Origin of the sequence: Tenuifilum sp. 4138str (assembly GCF_041102575.1) — a bacterium.
Lineage (GTDB): Bacteria > Bacteroidota > Bacteroidia > Bacteroidales > Tenuifilaceae > Tenuifilum > Tenuifilum osseticum.
Genome location: NZ_JBGCUE010000005.1, coordinates 48,710 through 73,008, shown reverse-complemented (window position 1 = coordinate 73,008; position 24,299 = coordinate 48,710). Strand labels below are relative to the sequence as shown.

General features: G+C 42.6%; 19 protein-coding genes and 1 tRNA gene. 6 read left to right on the top strand and 14 right to left on the bottom strand.

Annotated elements, in window-relative coordinates; all coding sequences use genetic code 11:
• The first annotated feature begins 58 nt into the window (after nucleotides 1-58).
• The 3 genes from AB6811_RS06625 to AB6811_RS06615 all read left to right on the top strand — a co-directional run bounded on the left by AB6811_RS06625 (nucleotide 59) and on the right by AB6811_RS06615 (nucleotide 3,073).
• Nucleotides 59-433: a DUF1987 domain-containing protein gene (locus AB6811_RS06625; protein ID WP_369489654.1), complete on the top strand. Its 375-nt coding sequence runs from the start codon at nucleotides 59-61 to the stop codon at nucleotides 431-433.
• A 176-nt stretch (nucleotides 434-609) separates the two neighbouring features.
• A complete protein-coding gene (locus AB6811_RS06620; protein WP_369489653.1) occupies nucleotides 610-2,055 on the top strand; it encodes a Do family serine endopeptidase in 1,446 nt (481 codons plus the stop codon).
• Between the two features lie 157 nt (nucleotides 2,056-2,212).
• Entirely contained in the window at nucleotides 2,213-3,073 is an 861-nt protein-coding gene (locus AB6811_RS06615; RefSeq protein WP_369489652.1) for a sigma-70 family RNA polymerase sigma factor, read from the top strand.
• 48 nt (nucleotides 3,074-3,121) lie between these two features.
• Here the strand turns inward: AB6811_RS06615 and AB6811_RS06610 are convergent, their stop codons facing one another.
• Genes AB6811_RS06610 through AB6811_RS06585 form a run of 6 tightly spaced genes read right to left on the bottom strand, consistent with a single transcriptional unit; the run spans nucleotide 3,122 to nucleotide 8,987 of the window.
• Nucleotides 3,122-3,961 (bottom strand): enoyl-ACP reductase FabI, encoded by an 840-nt coding sequence (locus AB6811_RS06610; RefSeq protein ID WP_369489651.1) that lies wholly within the window; start codon nucleotides 3,959-3,961, stop codon nucleotides 3,122-3,124.
• A gap of 58 nt (nucleotides 3,962-4,019) precedes the next feature.
• The gene (recN, locus tag AB6811_RS06605; RefSeq protein ID WP_369489650.1) at nucleotides 4,020-5,690 is read right to left on the bottom strand and encodes a DNA repair protein RecN; all 1,671 of its coding nucleotides are present in this window, start codon (nucleotides 5,688-5,690) and stop codon (nucleotides 4,020-4,022) included.
• A gap of 13 nt (nucleotides 5,691-5,703) precedes the next feature.
• A complete protein-coding gene (gene porD, locus AB6811_RS06600) occupies nucleotides 5,704-6,615 on the bottom strand; it encodes a type IX secretion system protein PorD (protein ID WP_369489649.1) in 912 nt (303 codons plus the stop codon).
• Between the two features lie 5 nt (nucleotides 6,616-6,620).
• Nucleotides 6,621-7,829, bottom strand: coding sequence for a bifunctional phosphopantothenoylcysteine decarboxylase/phosphopantothenate--cysteine ligase CoaBC (gene coaBC, locus AB6811_RS06595; RefSeq protein WP_369489648.1), 1,209 nt, complete (start codon nucleotides 7,827-7,829; stop codon nucleotides 6,621-6,623).
• On the bottom strand, nucleotides 7,819-8,157 hold the full coding sequence (locus tag AB6811_RS06590) for a DNA-directed RNA polymerase subunit omega (RefSeq protein ID WP_369489647.1): 339 nt from the start codon (nucleotides 8,155-8,157) through the stop codon (nucleotides 7,819-7,821). Before AB6811_RS06590 ends, coaBC begins: the two co-directional genes overlap by 11 nt.
• 14 nt (nucleotides 8,158-8,171) lie before the next feature.
• Nucleotides 8,172-8,987, bottom strand: a complete 816-nt coding sequence (locus tag AB6811_RS06585) for an outer membrane protein assembly factor BamD (RefSeq protein WP_369489646.1) — start codon at nucleotides 8,985-8,987, stop codon at nucleotides 8,172-8,174.
• Nucleotides 8,988-9,274: 287 nt separating this feature from the next.
• Between AB6811_RS06585 and AB6811_RS06580 the strand changes: the two genes are divergently transcribed.
• Nucleotides 9,275-10,486: an aminotransferase class I/II-fold pyridoxal phosphate-dependent enzyme gene (locus AB6811_RS06580; protein WP_439655713.1), complete on the top strand. Its 1,212-nt coding sequence runs from the start codon at nucleotides 9,275-9,277 to the stop codon at nucleotides 10,484-10,486.
• Nucleotides 10,487-10,556: 70 nt separating this feature from the next.
• Here the strand turns inward: AB6811_RS06580 and trxB are convergent, their stop codons facing one another.
• The 6 genes from trxB to AB6811_RS06550 all read right to left on the bottom strand — a co-directional run bounded on the left by trxB (nucleotide 10,557) and on the right by AB6811_RS06550 (nucleotide 17,958).
• The gene (gene trxB, locus AB6811_RS06575; protein ID WP_369489644.1) at nucleotides 10,557-11,552 is read right to left on the bottom strand and encodes a thioredoxin-disulfide reductase; all 996 of its coding nucleotides are present in this window, start codon (nucleotides 11,550-11,552) and stop codon (nucleotides 10,557-10,559) included.
• A gap of 704 nt (nucleotides 11,553-12,256) precedes the next feature.
• On the bottom strand, nucleotides 12,257-12,439 hold the full coding sequence (locus AB6811_RS06570; RefSeq protein ID WP_369489643.1) for a hypothetical protein: 183 nt from the start codon (nucleotides 12,437-12,439) through the stop codon (nucleotides 12,257-12,259).
• Nucleotides 12,440-13,092: 653 nt separating this feature from the next.
• On the bottom strand, nucleotides 13,093-13,704 hold the full coding sequence (locus tag AB6811_RS06565; protein ID WP_369489642.1) for a hypothetical protein: 612 nt from the start codon (nucleotides 13,702-13,704) through the stop codon (nucleotides 13,093-13,095).
• A gap of 1,829 nt (nucleotides 13,705-15,533) precedes the next feature.
• Nucleotides 15,534-15,610: transfer RNA gene (locus AB6811_RS06560), tRNA-Pro, on the bottom strand.
• A 74-nt stretch (nucleotides 15,611-15,684) separates the two neighbouring features.
• Nucleotides 15,685-16,602 carry a serine/threonine protein kinase gene (locus tag AB6811_RS06555; protein ID WP_369489641.1) on the bottom strand — a complete coding sequence of 306 codons (918 nt, stop codon included), beginning with the start codon at nucleotides 16,600-16,602 and terminating at the stop codon, nucleotides 15,685-15,687.
• Nucleotides 16,603-16,611: 9 nt separating this feature from the next.
• The gene (locus AB6811_RS06550; RefSeq protein ID WP_369489640.1) at nucleotides 16,612-17,958 is read right to left on the bottom strand and encodes a phosphomannomutase/phosphoglucomutase; all 1,347 of its coding nucleotides are present in this window, start codon (nucleotides 17,956-17,958) and stop codon (nucleotides 16,612-16,614) included.
• A 252-nt stretch (nucleotides 17,959-18,210) separates the two neighbouring features.
• On the opposite strand from AB6811_RS06550, the gene AB6811_RS06545 reads away from it, so the two are divergent.
• Together AB6811_RS06545 and AB6811_RS06540 are read left to right on the top strand one after the other, a co-directional pair.
• The gene (locus AB6811_RS06545) at nucleotides 18,211-20,331 is read left to right on the top strand and encodes a M3 family metallopeptidase (protein ID WP_369489639.1); all 2,121 of its coding nucleotides are present in this window, start codon (nucleotides 18,211-18,213) and stop codon (nucleotides 20,329-20,331) included.
• Nucleotides 20,332-20,436: 105 nt separating this feature from the next.
• Nucleotides 20,437-21,855 carry a carbon starvation CstA family protein gene (locus AB6811_RS06540; RefSeq protein WP_369489638.1) on the top strand — a complete coding sequence of 473 codons (1,419 nt, stop codon included), beginning with the start codon at nucleotides 20,437-20,439 and terminating at the stop codon, nucleotides 21,853-21,855.
• A gap of 36 nt (nucleotides 21,856-21,891) precedes the next feature.
• Here the strand turns inward: AB6811_RS06540 and AB6811_RS06535 are convergent, their stop codons facing one another.
• Together AB6811_RS06535 and AB6811_RS06530 are read right to left on the bottom strand one after the other, a co-directional pair.
• Nucleotides 21,892-23,958 carry a glycoside hydrolase family 97 protein gene (locus AB6811_RS06535; protein ID WP_369489637.1) on the bottom strand — a complete coding sequence of 689 codons (2,067 nt, stop codon included), beginning with the start codon at nucleotides 23,956-23,958 and terminating at the stop codon, nucleotides 21,892-21,894.
• A 15-nt stretch (nucleotides 23,959-23,973) separates the two neighbouring features.
• Entirely contained in the window at nucleotides 23,974-24,291 is a 318-nt protein-coding gene (locus tag AB6811_RS06530) for a DUF3467 domain-containing protein (protein ID WP_369489636.1), read from the bottom strand.
• Nucleotides 24,292-24,299 lie beyond the last annotated feature (8 nt).

The following is a 24,299-nucleotide window of genomic DNA, read 5'->3' as shown; positions in this document are numbered from 1 at the left end:
TTTTCTTAATTTTGTTAACATTCCTTGCTTTGTGTTACTTTACTAAAAGTTGAAAAAGATGAAGCCATTAAAGTTGTTGGAAACCAGCGATACCCCAGAGGTCACACTGGATAAGGAAAGGGGCCGTTTTGAGTTCTATGGAAAAATTATGCCCGAGAACCCCAAGGAGTTCTTTGAGCCTATAATTGAATGGTTTCATGAGTATTTAAAGGAGCCAAATCAAGAAACTAATCTGGTTTTCAAGCTCGACTACTTTAACACTGCTGCCTCAAAAAAGATTATTGAAATTCTCTCATTACTACAAAATATTAAAAAAGAAAATAAAGCCGTACAGGTAAACTGGTATTACAAAAGTATTGATGAGGATATGCTTGAGGTTGGTGAAACCTTCTCGGAAATAATTCATATACCCTTTAACTTTTACCCGTACTAAGTATTTCGCATGATGCCAAAAATTCAGAATGTGATTTAGCTCACATTTAATTTTGTCGTGGCTTTATTTTAAAAACATGAAAAATTGACATACCTCTGGTTAACATTTGTTAATCAGCTGCACAAGGTATTTTTTTTGTTACCTAAATTAGCAGAAACCATAAAACAAGTTAGACTATGAAAGCACAGAAATTTATACTACCAGTAATTTATGCCACTCTTGGTGGCATGCTGGCCATCATTTTAAGCAACCATGTATTGAGTTCGAATAATAATGAGGGAGTTGTTACCCAAAAAACTCCCGCTCAGGTAGTTAGAGCGTTTGCACCCGATTCCTCATCTACTGACTTTACCTGGGCTGCAGAGCGATCGGTTGATGCAGTAGTACACGTAACAACAGAGTTCACCCAATCTGTTGACTACTCGTTCGGGAACCCCTTATTTGACTTCTTTTTTGGGCCACGCGACTATATGCCGCGCCAAAAGGTTCAGAGCTCTGGATCTGGAGTTATTTTAACCCACGATGGTTTCATTGTTACCAATAACCATGTGATTGAAAATGCCGATGAAATTACTGTAGTGCTGAACGACAAGCGCAAGTTTACTGCAAAACTAGTGGGTACTGATCCAAGTACCGATATTGCGCTTCTAAAGATAGATGCTACCGATCTGCCCTTCCTATCCTTTGGCAACTCCGATAACATTAAAATTGGCGAATGGGTATTAGCCATTGGAAATCCCTTTAACCTAACATCAACGGTTACCGCTGGAATTGTAAGTGCCAAAGCACGAAATATCAACATACTTAGTGGACGCGAATTCGCCATAGAATCGTTTATTCAAATCGATGCTGCAGTTAACCCAGGAAACAGCGGCGGTGCTTTAATAAACCTTAGGGGTGAACTAATTGGTATTAATACAGCCATTGCTTCAAGAACGGGTTCATTTACTGGTTATGCATTTGCAATACCCTCAAACATTGTTAAAAAGGTTGTGACCGATATCATTGAATTTGGTGAGGTACAACGGGCCATTCTGGGTGTTAGAATCCAAGAACTTACCGCAGAGCTAGCCAAGGAAAAAGGGATAAAGGAAATTAAAGGAGTTTACATATTTGATGTTGAAAAGGGTGGCGCTGCTGATGCTGCTGGTATTAAACCCGGCGATGTAATCCTCTCGGTTAATGGCGTTGATGTTAACAGCACTGCTCAGCTACAGGAACAAATCAGCCGTTACCGTCCTAACCAGCAAGTTGACATTGTGGTAAACCGTGATAATTCAAAGAAACGATTCAATGTAACACTCCGCAACCTTAAAGGTGGTTTGGGTGTAGTAAAAACCGATGATACGTTAAGTAGCTTAGGTGCAGAGTTTAAAGAAATCACCGATAAGCAAAAGCAAGAGCTTGGAATTAATTACGGTTTACAAATAGTTGAACTCCAGGATGGTAAGCTTAAGGAAGGTGGAATTAAGAAAGGATACATTATTACCCGTATGAACCGGACACCAATTCGCAATATCGATGACTTAAAGCGTGTACTAAGCATTTCATCGGGTGGAGTTTTAATTGAGGGGGTTTACCCCAATGGTGTGGTTGCCTACTATGCAATTGGCGTAAACTAAAAATTATGAGATTTTGACATATTAAATGAAACTTTTTAAAAATAGCAACGTTTTAACTTAACACGTTAGAACGTTGCTTGTTTATTTTGTTTAACATATTTTTTTTCTTGATATTAACTAGTGTTTGTAGTAATTTTGCACTAAATATACGGGTCGGATGAGACAATTAAAGATCACAAAATCAATCACTAACAGGGAGAGCGCATCGCTCGATAAGTATTTACAAGAGATTGGTAAGGAAGACCTTATCACTGTAGAAGAGGAAGTTGAGCTTGCCCAGCGTATTCGCAAAGGCGATCAGGCAGCGCTGGAGAAATTGACACGTGCCAATTTGCGTTTTGTGGTTTCGGTAGCCAAGCAGTACCAAAACCAGGGACTTAGCCTACCCGACCTAATTAACGAGGGTAACCTAGGGCTTATTAAAGCTGCTGAAAAATTTGATGAAACCCGTGGTTTCAAATTCATTTCCTATGCTGTTTGGTGGATTCGTCAATCCATACTGCAAGCATTAGCGGAACAATCGCGCATTGTTCGCCTACCGCTTAACCAGGTGGGATCGCTAAACAAAATTAACAAAGCATTCTCAAAGTTTGAGCAGGAGTTTGAGCGTACACCTTCGCCCGAAGAGTTAGCTGATTTACTTGAGCTACCCAAGGAAAAGGTAAATGATACGCTCCGCGTAAGTGGCCGCCACGTATCAGTTGACGCTCCCTTTGTTGATGGTGAGGACAATAGCCTTTTGGACGTTCTTGTCAACAACGATTCGCCAAGCGCCGACCGTGGTTTAATAAATGAATCGTTAAGCCGCGAAATAGACCGCGCTCTTGCCACACTCACAGAGCGAGAAAGGGACATCATTAAACTTTTCTTCGGGATAGGCTGCCAGGAGATGACCCTTGAAGAAATTGGCGAAAAATTTGGCTTAACCCGTGAACGTGTACGTCAGATAAAAGAAAAAGCTATCCGCCGTTTGCGCCACACTTCGCGTAGTAAATTACTAAAATCGTATCTTGGTTAACAAAAAGCCCGCCAATTGGCGGGCTTTTCAATTATTTATCCAAATACATTACTTACAGTCCTTGCACTCCTCAAGGTTTCGGTTGTAAACAGCCATGGCCCTGTTGCTCATACCCATGCTAGAGAATCCTCCATCGTTATAAATGTTTTGCATGGTGATTTTGCGGGTTAAATCGCTGAATAGGGTTATACAAAAATCGGCACAATCGAGCGCACTGGCATTACCCAAGGGCGACATACGATCAGAGAAATCGAGCAGGGCATCAAAACCCATTACTCCACCACCTGCAGTGGTTTCAGTTGGAGACTGCGATACCGTGTTGATACGAACACCTCGTTCCCGACCATAGATATACCCAAAGCTCCGTGCAATAGACTCAAGCAGGGCTTTTGCATCGGCCATATCGTTGTAACCGTAAAGGGTACGTTGAGCTGCGATATAGGAAAGGGCTACTACCGAACCGCCATGGGTAATAGCATCCTTTTTCCAGCAGGTTTGCAAAATTTTATGGAATGAAATGGCTGAAATATCGAGTGTCTTAAGGAAAAAATCGTAATCCAAATCGTCATAAGTTCTGCCCTTTCGAACGTTAGGCGACATCCCGATGGAATGGAGCACAAAATCAATTTTACCACCAAAACGCTCCATGGTTTGGTCAATAAGGTTCTCCAGGTCTTGAATGTTTGTGGCATCGGCGGGAATAACAACCGTGTTCATTCGCTCAGCAAGCTCATATAAATTGCCAAAGCGAAGTGCCACTGGGGTATTGGTTAAAACAACCTCAGCACCCTCCTCAAATGCGCGTTCTGCCACTTTCCACGCAATGGATTTCTCGTTTAGGGCACCAAAAATAAGTCCCTTTTTACCTTTCAGTAAATTGTAAGCCATAAATACATCGTTTAATTGAACTAACAAAGATAAACAAAGAAACCGGAAATTGGTTCAATTAACTTAAACTAACGTTTGATTTAAGCAGTTCCTTTGCATTCATGAGTGCAGCATCGGTAACCTTCTCCCCACTTAGCATTTTGGCTATTTCCACTACCCTTTCATCAGGAGTAAGAAGCTTTATACCTGTAGAGCTTTGGCTGTTGGTTACCGACTTGTAAACCAAGAAGTGGTTGCTGCCCTTTGCAGCAATTTGCGGTAAGTGGGTGATATTGATTACCTGCATACCTTTAGCCAACTCGTAGATGATGGTTCCCATCCTATCAGCTATCTCGCCAGAAACGCCTGTATCAATCTCATCAAAAATTATAGTGGGCAAACCAGTTGATTTTACCAGTAACGATTTTAGGCTAAGCATTAACCTGGAAAGCTCGCCACCCGATGCAACCCTCGATAGTTCCTGGGGCTCGATTTGCTTATTGGCTGAAAAGTAAAAGGTGACCCTATCGGTACCCCAGGGTTGGAACTCTTCCAGTTTTTCGATACGAATCCTAAAAACAGCGTGTTTGATTCCCAACTGCTGAAGCAACTCTGTTACGAACTGCTCAACCTTAGGCGCTGAGCTTGTTCTAATCTGACTAAGGTTCTTTGACTTTTCCTGAAGCTTTTGCTCTAAGATCCGGAGTGCTTTTCTCTTTTCATCCAGGTTGAAGTCAATTTGTGCAATTTCATTTACTCTACTTTCAAGCTGATTTCGGAATTCAACTAGCTCATCAAAGTTAGCCAAGCGGTGCTTGTTAAGTAAAGAGTAAATAAGATCGATACGTTGGGTTACGGTATGTAACTGTTCATCGTCAACTTCAACTTTTGAGTTGAGCAAGTCAATTTCATCAGCAATATCCTTAAGCTCTATACGGCAACTCTCAATCCGAGAAATTAGGTTACTAGCCTGGGAGAATACTGATTCAATGCGCCGCAGGTTGGACTCAATCTCCTTTACTTTTGACAACACTGCAAGTTCGTCGGCATTAAGGGTTCCATAGGAGAACTCGAGGGCTGTTTTAATTTCCGATGCATGCGTAAGCTGTTTTTGAAGTGCTTCCAGCTCATCGAGTTCGCCGCTACGCAGGTTAGCTGCATTTAGCTCATTGAGCTGATGGGATAGGTAATCGAAATCGCGCTTTGCATTTTCAGCGTTAGCCTCTAACCTATCGAACTCAGTTTTAAGCTTTCGAAACTCATCGTACAGCTGACGGTAATCGGTAAGTAAATCCCTTGATACAGCAAAGGCATCAAGCACATCGAGCTGAAAACGGGTGTTACCCAGTAAAAGGTTCTGATGCTGGGAGTGGATATCGATGAGCTTTTCGGTAAGCTCCTTGAGCTGGTTAAGATTAACCGGAATCTCGTTGATAAATGCACGAGATTTCCCATTCTCACTTATCTGGCGACGAATGGTGGTAATATCATCATAATCAATATCGTTTGCCTCAAAAAATTCATTTAGGCTATACTCTGAAATGTCAAACTCAACCTCAACAATGCACGACCTATCGTTATGTTTGAGTACCGATGTATCGGCTCGTTGGCCCTGAATCAAAGAAAGTGCACCTAACAATATCGATTTACCGGCACCGGTTTCACCGGTAATAATATTTAACCCTTGCTTGAACTCTATTTCAAGCTCATCAATTATAGCATAGTTCTGTATGTAGAGTTTACGAATCATGCTATTAGCGGTGTTACTGTGTATTCTGTTCTATTATACGCTTATACTTTGCAGCGTTTGGGTTGTCAATTTCTGTAAGGATATTTACCACTCGAGCTTTTTCGGTTGGGTACGATTCTGAAAAAATATTGACAAGTTCCTCGTTTTTAGCATCAAAAAACAGCTGCAGGGCGAAAAGATAGGGATCGGGTTTCTCGCGGTAAACTCGCTGAAGCAAAGCAAGCGATTCGGCAATCTCAACTCTTCCCTCAGCTGCCTTTTCGCTCATCACATCTAATCCCAATCGGTGGTAGCGATAAAGGGCCTCGCGCAAGGGTTGATACTTTGGGTTTAGGAGATTCTCAATCATCCAGTACCTATTCTTTCTGTTTCCCTCATAGGCCTTCCAGCCTCGTTCAACAGCATTTTGAGCATTATTTACAATGCGTTCGGCTTTCTGAAAGTACTCTGTTCCTCCTAGTTTTGAAAATGAATCGTAGTCCAGCCCTATAATGATATATGCGTAAAACGCAAGGATGGAAGTTAAGTTGCTGAGGTGCGATGATTCTGAAAACTCTAGCTTCTCGTACTCGCGATACCGAAAGTGAAGGTTATTATCCTGAAAATTGAGCATCGTAGTGTTGTACGATGTATTAAATACCGGTCGACGTGATTGTATCTGAATGGTTCCCTTAAACTCATCGGAGCCTATCTGCTCGGTTATGTTGAGCATGATGCTACACTCGATACGCTCATCAAATCCGTAAACATGGTTGGTCCACGGAGTGTTGTTCATGAACTCGTAAATGGCAGTTTGCATGTTCTGGAATAGCAGCCTGTTGGTACCCTGAATCCTTTGAGAGTTTACGGAGACATTGCATCGCAGTTCCTGCGAGTTTGCCACAAATGGTACTAACACTAAAAGTAAGCCAATAAACCTTTTCATGCAAATCAGCCTTTATTCAACATTTCGTATACAGCATTAACAATATCGATTGCAACCATATCCTTGGGCTTTGTTTCAAAGGGAACTACCTGACCACTGCGCATGATAAAGGTTACCTTATTGGTATCGGTTCCAAAACCTGCACCAGGGTCGTTCATGGAGTTTAAAACAATCATGTCTAGATTTTTCCGTTGCAGCTTTGCCTTTGCATTCTCAATCTCGTTAGCAGTTTCCAGTGCAAAACCAACTAGGAGTTGATTGCTCTTCTTTGCTTTACCAAGGTGGGCAGCAATATCGTGTGTGGGTTTAAGCCTAAGAACAAGGTCATCGGCCTCGCGCTTAATTTTTTGATTGGCAACATTTTCAACTGTGAAATCAGCTACGGCAGCAGCAAGGATGGCAACCTTAGCCTCGCCAAAAAGGGTGGTAGCTGCCTTATACATTTCTGCAGCACTAGTTACCCTGTGTATGTTGATATTGGGGTGGTTAGGGTATTGCGAGACAGGTCCGCTTACAAAATCAACAATAGCACCCTGGCGAGCCAGCTCAAGGGCAATGGCATTACCCATCTTGCCACTGGAGTGGTTACCAATAAACCGAACGGGATCAATATGCTCGTAGGTTGGCCCTGATGTAACTAATACCCGAACACCACTAAGGCGCTGACTGGTTAAAAAAAAACTTACAACCTGCTCAAGAATATTCTCGGGTTCTTCCATTCTGCCTTTCCCACTCAGGCCGCTAGCAAGCTCTCCTGTTGCCGCTTCTATAATAATATTCCCTCGAGACTGAAGCGTTGAGATATTCTGTTGAGTTGCTGGGTGCCTATACATATCTAAATCCATTGCGGGAGCTACCATAACCGGGCAACGGGCCGAAAGATAAGTTGTAAGCAACAGATTATCGGCTACTCCGGTAGCCATTTTAGCAATGGTATTGGCCGAAGCCGGCGCAATGATATATAAATCGGACCAAAGGCCTAAATCCACATGACTATTCCAATCGCCATTTTCAGGATTGAAAAAATCAACCAGGATAGGATTTTTTGAGAAAGTTGCCAACGTAAGGGGAGTAATAAACTCCTTGGCCAGGGGTGTCATTAACACTTTAACCTCTGCACCCTCCTTTACAAGCAAACGAATAAGCGTTGCAGCCTTGTAGGCTGCAATGCTTCCGGTAACACCGATTAGAATATGTTTTCCTTTAAGCCTCACTCTCGGAAGTTTGTTCTTCCTTAAACTCATAGTGCAGCTTTCCATCCAGAAACTCTTGTGCTGCTATGAGTGTAGGTTTGGGAAGACGCTCATAGAACTTTGAAATCTCAATTTGCTCACGGTTTTCAAAAACCTCTTCAAGGTTATCGGTATAGTAAGCAAATTCCTCGAGCTTACGGTTAAGCTCCTGCTTCATATCAATGCTAATCTTATTGGCACGTTTGGCAATTATCCGAACCGATTGGTAGATATTGCCTGTTTCCCTATCCAACTTATCCAAATCGCGGGTTACTGTGTTAACTGGTGCATTGATTTTCTTGATGTCCATAGCGATATTTATACTTAGTTTAAATTTTGCAAAACTTTCATGGTAGCATCGTACATTTTTTTTGCCTCGCTCGAGTACTTTGAACTTGGGTATTCACTGATAAAGGAGTAGTACTCATCAAGCGCATTCTGAAAACGTTCCCTACGCTTGCTCTCAATACTATTATCGGCTAAAAGGTACGATGCTTTAAGTAGATGAAACATTAACTCCTCGCGGTGCTTACTTTCAGGGTAGTCCCTTATACTATTTCGAATTGCTACAATAGCTGCCTTGTAATCGCCAATCTTGTAGTAAAGCATTGCGCTAAGGTACGATTTTTCAACCAGTTTATCGCGCAATTCAACCATTATCTTATTCACCTCGGCCTTACGGGAGGTATTGGGGTATCGATTTATAAATTCAGTAAAAGCCTCAATGGCCGCAAGGGTATTGGTCTGATCCAGCTCAGGCCTTGGCGACGACATGTAGTAACAGTAAGCATACATGAATTCAGCCTCCTCGGTAAAAACGCTGCGCTGATAGTTTTTACGGAACATATCGAACTGATGACCTGCAAGCAGGTAGTCGCCCTGGTGAAAGTAACCTTGAGCCAAATAAAAATCAATAGTGTCGGCCCGGAATGTACCCTTATACACGTTTTGAAGCTGCTCAAGTAGGGTTACATAACGGTAATGATCTTTCTTTTTGTAGTACTCCAAGGCCATCTTGTATTTATACTCATAGTCCTTGCTCTTAAGAACCTTCTCAAATCCACTACACGACGATAAAAGAACAATAATAAAGGAAAGCAATACAATTCTTTCAAACTTAAAAAGGCCCTGAATTTTCATAATCAAACCAATTATTATTTAATGCTTTGTTTTAAGCAGGCAAATTTATTCAAAATCTTTGTGAAAATTAATGTTTTTGGAGTTACATGACCAAAAAATTGATGCCATTCGATCATAAAATTTGTTAATGCACAGTATTACAGATAAATAGCAAATGATGTGAATAAATTTTATAACCAACAAACGCATTGAGAGCAAATTTAGTATAGATTTGCTGAGAATTTGAGGTAACGAATTACTAACCAAAATTTTTTATAACCGTGGATATTTTTGATAAGATTAACAACATGGGCCCAATAGGCCAATGGCAGCAGTATAGCCATGGCTATTTTTCATTCCCAAAACTTGAGGGCGAAATTAAACCCCGTATGATTTTCCGTGGGAAAGAGGTTTTAACATGGAGCTTGAACAACTACTTGGGTTTAGCCAACCACCCTGAAGTTCGCAAAGCCGATGCTGAAGCTGCCGCAAAGTATGGCATGGCGTACCCGATGGGAGCCCGCATGATGAGCGGTCAAACCAACAAGCACGAGGAACTTGAGCAAAAACTTGCAAAGTTCGTAGGCAAGGAATCAGCTTACCTGCTAAACTACGGCTACCAGGGTATGGTTTCCATTATTGATACCATGCTTAACCGTAACGATGTGGTTGTATACGATTCCGAGTCGCATGCTTGTATTATTGATGGGCTTCGCCTTTTCCCAGGTAAACGGTTTGTATTCCAACATAACGACATGGATAGCTGCCGCAAAATGTTGCAGCATGCAACCAAAACCGCTGAGAAAACCGGTGGCGGAATTCTCCTGATTACCGAAGGCGTATTTGGAATGGCCGGTGACCTTGGTAATCTTAAGGCTATTGTTGACATGAAGAAGGAGTTTAACTTCCGCATTCTGGTTGACGATGCACATGGTTTTGGAACCATGGGTAAAACAGGTGCCGGTACCCCAGAACACTTTGGCGTGCAGGACGATATTGACCTTTACTTTGCAACTTTTGCCAAAAGCATGGCAGGCATTGGTGGTTTTGTAGCATCGAATGAAAAAGTAATACGCTACCTAGCCTACAACATGCGTTCGCAAATCTTTGCTAAGTCGTTACCCATGCCTATGGTATTTGGTGCACTTAAGCGTTTGGAACTGCTACAAACCCAACCAGAGCTCAAGGAAAACCTTTGGAAGGTTGTCAATGCGCTTCAAACGGGATTAAAGGAAATGGGATTTGATATAGGCAAAACTGAATCGCCAGTAACCCCCGTTTACATGAAAGGTGGAATACCCGAAGCAGCAAACATGGTTTACGATTTGCGTGAGAACTATGGCATTTTCTGCTCCATGGTGGTTTACCCTGTGATTCCAAAAGGACAAATCCTGCTCCGACTTATACCTACGGCCGTACATACCCTGGACGATGTTAAGGAAACAATAAACGCCTTTGCAGCCGTAAGGGGAAAACTGCTGGCAGGAAAGTACGATAAGGAAAAGATTGCTCAGATATAGTAGTAAACAGATATTCAAAACAAAACCCCGTTTTAACGGGGTTTTTGTTTTTATTGAAATCAGAGAGGCATTAAAAGTTTCGCTCCCCAAGATACCGTTCAGCATCAATGGCAGCCATGCAACCCGAACCGGCAGCAGTAATAGCTTGACGGTAATGCGGATCCTGAACATCACCGCAGGCAAAAACGCCTGGCAGATTGGTTTTAGATGTTCCAGGAACAGTTTTTATATAACCAACTTCATCGGTCTCGATCCAAGGTTTGAAGATATCGGAGTTAGGGTGATGGCCAATGGCTAAGAAAAATCCGGAAATATCAATTTTTACATCCTCGCCGGTTTTTGTGTTGGTAAGTATTACTCCGTTTACCCCACTTTGGTCACCCACAATCTCTTTTGTTACGTGCTCAAACATAACGGTGATGTTGGGTGTGTTGAATACCCTATCCTGCATTGCCTTTGATGCTCTTAGGAAGGGTTTACGGACAATCATGTAAACCTTGTTACACAGTCCAGCCAGGTAGGTAGCCTCTTCACAGGCCGTATCGCCACCCCCAACTACAGCAACGTCCTTCCCACGGTAAAAGAAACCATCGCATGTGGCACAAGCCGAAACCCCCATACCCTTGAACTTTTCTTCCGATTCAAGACCAAGGTACTTTGCTGTTGCTCCTGTTGCAATGATTAGAGCATCGGTTTCAATTACCTTCTCATCATCTATAACAACCCTGTAGGGTTGCTTGGACAGATCGGTGGAAGTTGCTATACCAAACCTCACATCGGTACCAAAACGCATTGCCTGCTTTTTGAGGTCTTCCATCATTTCGGTACCTGTAATACCCTCGGGGTAACCGGGGAAATTCTCAATTTCAGTTGTGGTAGTTAGCTGTCCGCCGGGCTGGATACCCTCGTATAGAACAGGCTTGAGGTTGGCTCTTGCTGCATATATTGCAGCAGTATAGCCTGCAGGCCCTGAACCAAGAATTAGAACCCGCACATTCTCAACAGGCAGTTCCTTGCCTGCTGATTCCTTAGCATCATCGGTGTTTAGTGATTTAAATATCGCCATAGCTATATATATATTTATTAATTTAGATATTTCAATTTGATGCAAAAATACTAATAATTTGCAATGCCTAAACAATTATTTAAATTGATTTTAAACAATATTTTTTGATGAATAAAGATAGTTATTATTTTTTAGGCTATGAGCTTTAGAGTATAAAGGATTTTAAAAATATGTATCAATGTCTTTTAGTTAAGGTTATTTGTTATGTTGAGTACAAGCGAAACATCACGCTGTCGTGCTGAGTCCTGATTTATAGGGATAGACTTTGCCGAAGCATCTCTTTGCTCCTTTCTCTTCAGTCCTTTGATGAGATCCTTCGACTTTGCTTGGGGTGACAAAAACCCTACCTTCCCTTCTGCTCCATTGTCATGCTGAGCTAGCCGAAGCATCTATTTCCCTTTAACCCTTGTTGTGTTTTTGGAGACTGCTCTTTGCTATGCTTTTCTTTTGCGATGCAACGCTTTCCCTTTGCTCTTTGGAAAATGTATGGTGTGCATCGCTCCAGATTTAAGAATACTAATGTTTTACAAATATTACGCCCCTACGGGGCGGGAAGCGTTGTTCGTTGTTCGTGAAGCTATTGTCATGTTGAGCGCAAGCGAAACATCTCATGGGGTCGATTTGAGATCCTACGCTATGCTCAGGATGACAAATGAAGTCATTCGTGTAAGTTCCTCGTTGTTCGTTGCTCGTGGGATACAACCTCACCCCAGCACTTTTCCCTGAGAGGGAATGGAGCGGAAGATGCAGGCAGAGGCATAAAAGCCTGACCCGGCAATGGGTCGTGGGTGGAACGTGGCGGTGGGCTTAGTAAGCGATACCAAATGAGCCACGCCTACGGCGTGGTGAATTGTATCGCGTGGCAGTTCCACCCACGGGGTACCCATCGGGTCGGGCTTTTCAGCCTTGATCTTCTTTGGTTCTTTCTTGTATCAAGACAAGAAAGAACATGTAAATAATTCTTTGTAATGATTTTTCTTTTGCGATGCAACGTTTCAGGATTGTTCTATGGAAAATGCATTGCGTGCATCGCAAAATAATTTGAATACCTCATTACCCTGGGTTAAAACCCAGGGCTAATGTTATTTGCCCTTTCAGGGCGATTTATTTGTGCGTCTGAAGACGTGTGCTAGCTAGTGAGTTCTTAATCTTAAATCGAGATCCCTCGACTTTGCTTGGGGTGACAATGGAGTTGCAAATGTTTCACCCCTACGGGGCAGGAAGCGTTGTTCGTTATTCGTTGCTCGTTGTTCGTGAATATTACGTCACACGCTCTGTGTAACACCGTGTTACATTGTGTAACTCTGTGATACTTGCTATTGCTCGTTTCATGAGAAGGTTGTCATGTTGAGCGCAAGTGATACATCTCATGGGGTCGATGAGAGATCCTTCGCTACGCTCTGGATGACAAATAACCTTAACTAAACGATATTGAAGTATGCATAACAAAAAAGCTGACAAGCCTCTGCCTATCAGCTATAATTATACTTAGATACAAATACCAGAGGCGAAAACCAGTGATACCCCTTGTTAATCCATTCTATCGTTTTCTGCCAAACTCAAAACCTAAGGTAAACGATGCCGTTGTAAATGTGGGTATTTCATCCTTACTTAGCAAAAGGGTCTTAGGCCGAAAGGCAAAACCAAGGGTAAAGGCCGATTCAGACTTTTCCGTGTCTTGAATTGGGATAACATAGTTAACCTTAAAACCCAGACCCGCATATCCTGCGTAACCATCGTTTATAGTCTCAATACCCGATTCCGGCTCAAAGGAACGAGTCTGAAAAAGGCCATAAATTCCTACGCCAATAAATAGGTTTACCTGATCATTGCTACCCTTACTAAAGGGATTAATCAAAAAATCAACCCCAAGCAAGTTTTGAAGGGCAACTGCACTTACGGTATCGTTTTGGTAGTGAAAATTGCAGAGTGAGAAATCGTAGTTAAGCCTACTTTGAGCACCTTTTATGGAAAACCTATTAAAAAGGCCAAAGCTAAAGGATTTACCAATGGAGTTTTTATGAAAATCGGGCTGGTTGGAGTTAAACATGTAACCATTCCCTAGGTTAGCATACATTCCAGTGATGTTTTGAGCCTTTACGCTAGAAAATGCGAAAGCACATAGGATTACAGAAATTAACACTTTCTTCATATTTCTAAATTTTTGTTTTACAAGCAATTAATTTTAACAAATGATAAATTCAATATTTTTTGTTTATGCTTTCATCAATCTCACTAATAAAATTGACCAAAACGATTTTGGTTTCAAAATCGACATAACTCTAGTTGAACAATACGCCTGTCTGATTATACAAATGTATTTTTTTTTCAGAAATATCCAAATCCAAAAGTATTAGTTGTTGGTTGTTCGTTGATAGTTGATGGTTGACCCGTCATGAAAATAGCGAGGGAAGAAATTTGGCAAGCATACATTACGGTTCTACCTAAACGATGTGTAAAAAACTGCATGGAAAAGAAAAAGGAGGCTTGACTGCCTCCTTATTCTTCTTGGTCGGGGTGATCCGACTCGAACAATTTCGTTGTTCGTTGATAGTTGATAGTTGATGGTTGAAATTTGACCCGTCATTAAAATAGCGAGGGAAAATATTTGGGAAACATCCATCATAGTTCACCCTAAACGATGTGTAAAAAAAATGCATGGAAAAGAATAAGGAGGCATGACTGCCTCCTTATTCTTCTTGGTCGGGGTGATCCGACTCGAACAATTTCGTTGTTCGTTGATAGTTGATAGTTGATGGTGGAAATTGACCCGTCATGAAAATAGCGAGGGAAGATATTTGGCAAGCATACATCACGGTTCTCCCTAAACGATGTGTAAAAAACAGCATGGAAAAAAAAGAAGGAGGCTGTTTTGCCTCCTCTTTTTCACCTGTCGGGGTGATCCGACTCGAACGGACGACCATCCCGACCCAAGTCGGGATGCGCTAGTCAACTGATTGATTAGTTGATAGTTGCTGGTTGAAGATAGATGCAAAAACAAAGCCTTTAGGAAATGCCATGCATACATTAAAAAGAAAGATGGAAGCATATTCACAAAAGAAAAAGGAGGCATGACTGCCTCCTTTTTCTTCTTGGTCGGGGTGATCCGACTCGAACTCCACGACCATCCCGACACAAAGTCGGGATGCGCTAGCCAACTGAATGATTAGTTGATGGTTGTTGGTTGATGGTTGTTGGTTGAAGAGAGAGGCAAAATACAACGCTTTAGGGAACTGCAATGTTTGAATTTGGCTGAAATGGATGAGGGAAAAACTCACAAAAGAATAAGGAGGCTTGATTGCCTCCTTATTCTCCTTGGTCGGGGTGATCCGACTCGAACTCCACGACCATCCCGACCCAAGTCGGGATGCGCTAGCCAACTGAATGATTAGTTGATGGTTGTTAGTTGATGGTTGTTGGTTGAAGAGAGAGGGAAAAGACAACGCTTAAGGGAGCTGCAATGCTTGATTTGGCTGAAATGAATGAGGGAGAAAAACTCATAAAAGAAAAAGGAGGCTTGACTGCCTCCTTCTTCTCCTTGGTCGGGGTGATCCGACTCGAACGGACGACCATCCCGACCCAAGTCGGGATGCGCTAGCCAACTGATTGATTAGTTGATGGTTGTTAGTTGATGGTTGTTGGTTGAAGAGAAAGGCAAAATATAACGCATTAGGGAACTGCAATGCTTGAATTTGGCTGAAATGGATGAGGAAGATAAAATCACAAAAGAAAAAGGAGGCTTGATTGCCTCCTTATTTTTCTTGGTCGGGGTGATCCGACTCGAACGGACGACCATCCCGACCCAAGTCGGGATGCGCTAGCCAACTGCAGGAAATGAAAAAAGGAGGCTTGACTGCCTCCTTCTTCTCCTTGGTCGGGGTGATCCGACTCGAACTCCACGACCATCCCGACCCAAGTCGGGATGCGCTAGCCAACTGCAGGAAATGAAAAAAGGAGGCTTGACTGCCTCCTTCTTCTCCTTGGTCGGGGTGATCCGACTCGAACGGACGACCACTTGCACCCCATGCAAGTGCGCTAGCCAACTGCGCCACACCCCGCCATTGTTTTGCGGTGCAAAGATACTGATTTTTTTAAATTACAATACAGCAGCAAAACTTTTTTAACATTTTGGCTACCTCTTTCCCAGTTGTTCAATATGCTTTAACATCTCTTCAGCACTAGCATACCTACTACTTTTGGCTTGTTGCAAAAAGGTTCTTAACTGGGTGCGGGTGTAATAGTGCGGCGGCTTGAGTAATTGAGCCTTTGATGTTGATTTTAACAATATGCTCATTAAATCATCAGCAACCCTTCGGTTCCCTGGTAAGGATTGGGTTAACTGAACATGAATAGTTTTTAGAGGGTTACTCACCACCCATGGCTCGCTACGCGAAAATAGTGTCCAAAGCGTAACTCCCATTGAGTAAATATCGGTTTGAACGTCGATTAAATCCCAAAAATTGAGCACCTGCTCAGGAGCGGAATATATTAAACCAAAAGCGAGAGCTTTTTCATTGCTATGTAATGGCTCAGCAGGTTTGCGTGCTAAACCATAATCGATTATTCTAACATCGGAGTTTGCAATATTTTTGGGATCAGTTACAATGATATTCGATGGTTTAATGTCGCAATGAATAAAACCGGCATCATGGATCTTTTGCAATGCACCTAATGCTTTGGAAGCAAGATAAATGAGATTGTAGTAATTTAGCTTACGATGGTATCGCCAGCGGGTAAGTTCCTTAAAACTAACACCTTCAATGTAATCGGTAACCAAGTAGTAAATGCCCTCCAATTGTATCAACTCGGAGGATAAGCCCGAGCATGCAGAGGTTGCTTGAGCCTCGCGCTCGATGCGCCAAAAGTAAGCGGAAGCGGAGTTAACCCAAGGGTGATACCGTTTTACAACAACTCTCCTACCCGATTGTTTTTCGGAACCAATATAGGTAGAGCAAATTTCACCGCTTGGCTTTAAAACAGATGCAGAATCGGCCAGATTTACCAGGTAAGTTCCATGTTTACCTGTTATTTCCAGCCGATTCATATTCATATATATGTATTAGCTGAATTTGGCAATAATTTCGCGCACCTTAGCAACCTTTTCCTCAAGCATTTTGTGGGTTTTAGCTTCAGCTATAAACCGTAGATAGGGTTCAGTGTTTGAAGGGCGAATGTTAAACCACCAATCGGGGAACTCCACACGGTAACCATCAAAATCGAACGAAGCAGTAGGTTGCTCCACGGAGGTAAAATGCTCGCGAACGGCATCCATGGCTTCGCGCTTGCGTTCAAGCTTAAAATTGATTTCGCCGGAATTTGCATAGGTCTCGATTCGTGATATGAGCTGCGATAGCGATATCCCCATAGCTTTCATCTTGCTCACAACGTTTAGTATGAGTATGCAAGCCAGCATGCCGGAATCGGAATAGAAGAAATCTCGGAAATAGTAGTGACCTGCAAGCTCGCCACCATAAATTCCATCAATCTCGCGTAGCTTATTAGCGGCAAACGCACGTCCTACCCTCCAGGTATGCATTGTTGCCCCCATTGGTGATAAATACTCGCCCACAGCCTTGGAGGTGCGTATATCCTGTAAAACATTACCCTTTAGTCCTTTCTCCTCCAGAAAGTAGTGACCTAATACGCCTATCATGAGGTCGGGCGAAATAAAACGACCATTCTCGTCAACAAACATAACGCGGTCGGCATCGCCGTCGAAAATGATACCCACATCGCAACCATTAGCCCTAACCAAATTCTGCAGGTCAACCACATTCTCAGGGATTAGGGGGTTGGCCTCGTGATTAGGGAAAGTGCCATCGAGCTCATCGTACAGGTAAATTGGGCTTGCCCCAAGAATATCCTTAATGATAAGTGCAGCCATTCCATTGGAGCAATCGATCCCGATTTTGAGGTTGGAATAATCGCGTTTAAATCCGTTTAGGAATTGGATATACTCTGCTTTAATGTTATGCTCAATAACCTTCCCTTTGCTTGAAGCAGGTACAATAGGCTCACCGTTTTTAATCTTCTCCTCAATTACCTTAAGGCCGGTATCGTAACCAACAGGTTCAGCATTCTCGCGGGAAACCTTCATTCCATTATACTCTCGGGGATTGTGCGAGGCAGTAATCTGCACCGATGCATTAAAATTACCCTTTGCAGTGGCATAGTAAACCATAGGTGTTGTTGCCAAGCCAAGATCGTATACGTCGGCTCCGGCATCGGTGATACCTCGGGTGAGGTACTCGAATATTTCATCGGACGATTCGCGTGCATCGCGACCAACCAGTACACGGTTCGTTTTTAGCAGGTCAACCAAAAAGAATCCAACCTTATAGGCATCGTCTTTATTGAAATCCTTGTTGTATATGCCTCTAATGTCGTAGGCATGAAATGCTCCCATAATACATCATTTTTACCTGTTAAACATCTATTCACAGAGTGCAAAAGTAAAATAATATTCTAAACCAATTCATAAAAATAGTATCAACAATCATCAACCCATAAATTAAAAATTGGAGACAAAGTAAACTTTAAGGGTGATATTAAATCGAAACATTACACAGGATGATAAAAATATAATCATTATTGCTAACTTTCGGGAAATTAAAATCAAACCTAAAAATCTAACTATCAATACTTAAACTTTTAGACGATGAAAAGAAAAGGTTTACTAATTCTAACCATTGGTTTAATGGGAACAATGATGGCATGTACAGGAAAGAAAGGTCCAGAGAATCCTTTCCTTGGCGAGTACAAAACCCCCTTTGGTGTTCCGCCATTCGATAAAATTAAAGTAGAACACTATGAGCCTGCTATTGCTGAGGGCATTAAGCAGCAGCTGAGCGAAATTGATGCAATAACAGCTAACGCTGAAGCTCCTACCTTTGAAAATACCATCATACCGCTTGATTACAGCGGAGAACTGCTTGAGCGAGTGGTTTTAACCATGGAAAATATCAACTCTGCCAACACCAGCGATGAGCTACAGGAGGTTCTTAAAAAGGTATCGCCCATGCTTTCGAAACATCGGGATGATATCAGCATGAATCCCAAGCTATTTGAAAGGGTTAAAGTCGTTTACGAGAACATGGCCCAAAACAATTACACCCCAGAACAGAAGTTGCTGATTGAAAAAACTTACAAATCGTTTGTTCGAGGTGGTGCAAACCTTGATTCAGCTAAGCAAGCCGAACTCCGTGATATTAACCAGAAGCTCTCAATGCTTGCCCTTCAGTTCAATGAGAACCTTTTAGCAGAAAACAATGATTACTTTATTGTGATTGATAAGGAAGAGGATTTGGCTGGATTACCCGAATCGGTAAAAGCGATGGGGGCAGAGGAAGCCAAATCGAGGGGAATGGAAGGCAAATGGGTTTATACCATTTACAAACCCAGCATGATACCTTTCCTAACCTATGCACAGAACAAAGAGTTAAGGGATAAGTTGTACTATGGCTATTACATGCGTGGTAATAACAACAATGCTCACGATAACAAGAATATAATAAAGCAAATAGTAGAGTTACGCCAGAAAAAAGCTGAACTTTTGGGTTATCCTACCCATGCCCATTACGTTTTAGATGTTAACATGGCCAAAGTACCTGAAAATGTTTATAACCTCTTGAACCAGCTCTGGGAACCAGCACTTAAAAGAGCTAAAGCTGAACGTGACGATATGCAGAAACTAGCCAAAGCCGAAGGTGCAAAATTTAAAATTGGCCCTGCTGACTGGTGGTACTATGCCGAAAAAGTACGTAAGGCAAAATATGATTTGGACGAAGAAATGCTCCGCCCATACCTATCGCTCGATGCCGTTCGCTCAGGGATTTTCAACCTCACCGAAAAGCTTTACGGCTTGAAGTATGTAAAGCGTACCGACCTACCAGTATATCACCCTGAATGCGAAGTTTACGAGGTTCAGGAAGCCGATGGTAAGCATGTTGGCATACTATACCTCGACTTCTTCCCCCGTGAAACCAAATCGGTTGGAGCTTGGTGTACCGAGTACCGCAGCCAACGTATAATGCCCGATGGTAAGTTTATCTCACCGGTAGTATCGATAGTATGTAACTTTAGCAAACCAACAGGAAACACACCAGCACTCCTCAGCTATGACGAAGCTGAAACCTTCTACCATGAGTTTGGCCATGCACTACATGCGCTTTTTAGTAAGGTGCAGTACCCTGGCCTGCGCAATGTGCCCCGCGATTTTGTTGAGTTACCTAGCCAGATTATGGAACATTGGGCTGGCCATAAACAATACCTGAAAGAGTATGCACGCCACTACCAAACCGGAGAGCCCATGCCCGATGAGCTAATCAATAAGATTGAAGCTAGCGGACATTTTAACCAGGGTTTTGCCACAACCGAGTATTTAGCAGCATCGATCCTCGACATGGATTACCACACCCTAACTGCTGATAAGGCAAAGATTGAAGATGTAGTAGCCTTTGAAAAAGCCTCTATGGACAAGATCGGGCTGATACCAGAGATATGGCCCCGTTACCGCAGCACATACTTTGCACATATATTTAGCGATGTTATGGGTTACTCAAGCGGTTACTACTCATACATTTGGGCTGAGGTACTCGATAGCGATGCTTTTGAAGCATTTGTTGAAAGCGGCGATATTTTCAACAAAGAAATTGCTGGCAAGTTCCGCACTTGCGTGCTTGAAAAGGGTGGTTCAAAGGATGCCATGGAGCTGTATAAGGATTTCCGTGGTAAAGAGCCTAGCATTGAACCACTGCTGAAGAATAGGGGTTTAAACTAAACCATGATAAATGAGAAAAAGCAGCCGTGAATGGCTGCTTTTTTTTATTGCTGCCCCAAAAAATAAAACCGAAATAAATAAATTTGGCTAAAAAAAATAAAATCTATGTACTCATTCATTCTTGCGATTTTTGGCTTAGTATTAGGTTATTTCCTATACGGCAGGTTTGTTGAGCGGGTATTTGGGGCAAACAGCCAAAACCAAACCCCCGCCTACACCATGCAGGATGGCGTTGACTATATTCCCATGCCCTGGTGGAAAGCATTCCTTATTCAATTCCTTAATATTGCTGGTCTTGGCCCCATTGTAGGTGCCATTCTTGGAGCAGCCTACGGACCAGTAGCATTTTTATGGATAGTACTAGGTAATATCCTGGCCGGAGCTGTTCATGATTATTTCTCAGGAATGATTTCCATACGCATGGGCGGGCTTAGTATCCCTGAAATCATTGGAAAGTACCTCGGCATTAGTGTAAAACAATTCATGCGGGTTTTTACGCTAATACTAATGATTCTTGTGGGTGCAGCATTCATTTCAGGCCCAGCAGCCCTTATGGCATCGTTAACCCCTGACTATCTTACCAAAAATGTTTGGGTGTTTATTATTCTCACATACTACATTCTGGCAACGCTGCTTCCTATCGATAAGATAATTGGTCGCTTTTACCCCATTTTTGGTCTAGCCCTCATCATAATGGCTGTTGGAATTAGCATTGCAATATTTACTGGGGGCTACCTTTACGATATTCCAGAAATATGGAACAATATGCACAATATGAAAGCCAATGCCGATAAGTTCCCATTATTCCCAATGCTGTTTGTTACAATCTCCTGTGGAGCAATAAGCGGCTTCCACTCCACCCAAAGCCCCATGATGGCGCGCTGCCTAAAAAACGAAAAGGAGGGACGAAAGGTATTCTATGGAGCAATGGTAACCGAAGGTATTATTGCATTGATTTGGGCTGCAATAGGAATGAGTTTTTACGGGGGAGCGCAAGGGCTAAACTCAGCCATTGCTGGTTACAATGGTGAAGCCACAATTATTGTAAGGGAAATTTCCAATACTACACTTGGCGCTATTGGCGGGATACTTGCCATTCTGGGAGTTGTAGCCGCACCAATAACTACTGGCGATACTGCATATAGGAGCGCACGACTAATTGTTGCCGATTTTTTAAAGTTCTCGCAGAAAAGTCTATCGAATAGGGTTTTGGTGAGCTTACCGCTTTTTATTATTGGATTTACGCTTACTCAGGTAAAGTTTGATATTATTTGGCGATACATGTTCTGGAGTAACCAGGTGCTTGCCACAGTAGTGCTGTGGGCAATAACTGTTTATTTAGCACAAGAAAAGAAACCCTACATCATAACACTGCTGCCAGCTTTATTTATGACAGCAGTTGTTAGCAACTACATTATTATTGCTCCTGAGGGTTTTAAACTTTCACACTGGGTTGGCTACATTGTTGGCGTTTTAACACCAACAGTTTGTTTATACGTATTTGCTAGATACCTGAAAAGATAGGGAAAAAGGCTGCCAATTGGCAGCCTTAACTATTTATTACAATGGGAAAAGCGAAATAGCAGCGCCGCCGCCAGGGGCAAGTTTAAGGTCAATAACAGTGTTGCTATCCACCTCACGGGTCTCTATTCTATACGATGTAGGATTTTTATCCCAATGAGCATCAGGACCATCAAGGTACAAAGTTGCTTTGTATTTAACGTTCGGTTTCAGAAAATCAAGTTTTAGGCTAAGGTCTCGAGGGTTCTCATCGGTAATTGCTCCAATAAACCATCGTCCTGAATCACGCTCCTCGCGGGCAATGGCAATGTAATCGCCTATGGAAGCATCCAATACCACCGTTTGCTCCCAGTCAACCCCAACATCGCGGATAAACTGGAAGGCAGGGTGACCTTCGTAGTTTTCAGGTAAATCGGCAGCCATTTGAATAGGGCTGTATATCACCACGTAAAGAGCAAGCTGGTAAGCTAAGGTTGAATTTACCTGATTATCGGGTTTATAGGGTTTTAGCTTGATGTTAAAAATGCCCGGAGTGTAATCCATTGGCCCAGCAAGCTGTGCGGTAAAGGGTAGAATTGTAAGGTGTTCTGGGGGATTTCCACCATCAACTGACCAGGCATTAAACTCCTGTCCCCTAAAGTTCTCGCGAGCAATAACATTGGGATAGGTTCGCCACTCACCAGTACCTTTAAAGGGCTCATGGACATCAACAGCAATTTGGTATCTGGCAGCCGTTTCAATCACCTTGCGGTAGTGGTTAACCATCCATTGCCCCTGGTGGTATTCACCTTTGGGAATAATTTTTCCTACATATCCGGTCTTTACTGAATGTATGCCAAGGCTTTGCATCAACCTATAAGCAGAATCGAGTTGCTGTTCATAGGTACGGGGTGCAGCCGATGTCTCGTGATGCATGATTAGGCTTACACCCTTACTCTTGGCATAGCGCACAACCTCTCTTAAATTATAGTCAGGATAGGGAGTAACAAAATCGAAAATTCCTTCGCGTTCCTCAAAACCTATCCAATGCTCCCAGCCGGTGTTCCAACCCTCAACCAGCAAACCTTTTATGCCATTACGCGCAGCAAAATCGATGTAGCGCTTTGCGTTTGCCGTTGTGGCTCCATGCTTACCGCTGGCCATATCCCACGACGATTTGCCAAGGTGCATTTCCCACCATATACCCACATACTTCATGGGTTTAAACCACGATACATCGCCAAGTAGATTGGGCTCGTTAAGGTTTAGCACTAGCTTTGATGTTACAATATCGCCTGGTTTATCGGTAATTATTATGGTTCGCCAGGGCGAGTTAAAGGGGACTTTAGCTTTAACCTTCACGCCTGAATCGTTTCCAACAAGCGCTGTTTGAAGCGATAGGTTAACCGTATCGACTCTTAGGGTTGCACCGGCATAGTTATTTACATCGGCCTCGTGAAAGCATAGGTAAACCCCATCGGATGTTTTCATGGTAACAGGGGTATTTACCGCATTCTCAGGGATATAGGTTTGAGCCAAAGGGTTCTTACTCTGGCTATTTACAGCATCAATCTTACTTAATGGGGTTGTCCGGTATAGATGCTCGTAGATATCCCAGTCGCCAGGCTGCCACCAGCAAGTGTGGTCACCGGTTAGTTTGAAGTTAGTATTTTCGGCTAATATAATTACGCTATCCATTCCGGGCTGCTCAGGGAACTCGTAGCGAAACCCTACCCCATCGTTAAAAGCCCTAAAGGTAACAGCAAAATTGCGGTAAGGCGATTTTCGCTCCGATAGGAAAACCTTAAGCTCATTGTAGGTATTATCAACCCATCGCTGATCGCCCCAGGGCATTTCCCATTTCTCGCTAAATGATCTGGTTCTGAAACTGTCAACCTTAATATTATCCGATAAAGGTGGCATATCCTTAAACTCAAAACCCAGCGTTGAAGGTTTAACTATTGTTTTTTGGTCAAAAAGCAAGCTGTATGAGGGTTGCCCTTTACCATTTATCTGAAATGTAATAGATACCTTGCCTGAAGGTGATAGAACAACTAAACTATCGCTCTTGTTGCACGAAACAAAGGCAAGAGCAAAAGCCATTGTAATAGTAAAAACTCTGTTCATGGCAAAAAAAGTATTTTAAGCTTCACCACCTTTACCACCAAAATTCATAGGGAATGGAGGCATTCCCTCGCTTCCTTCGGGTAACTTTATTGTACCCATATTAGCCTCAAACTTAGCCATGTTATCCTGTAAAGCTAACAAGAGCCTTTTAGCATGGTCGGGCGTTAGAATAACACGGGTTTTTACCTGTGCCTTGGGCATTCCGGGCATTATACGCACAAAATCAATGATAAACTCCGACGATGAATGGGTAATAATGGCAAGATTGCTGTAGATACCCTGAGCTACCTCGTCGCTAAGTTCAATATTGATTGGATTTACTTTATCGTTCATAGCTGGAC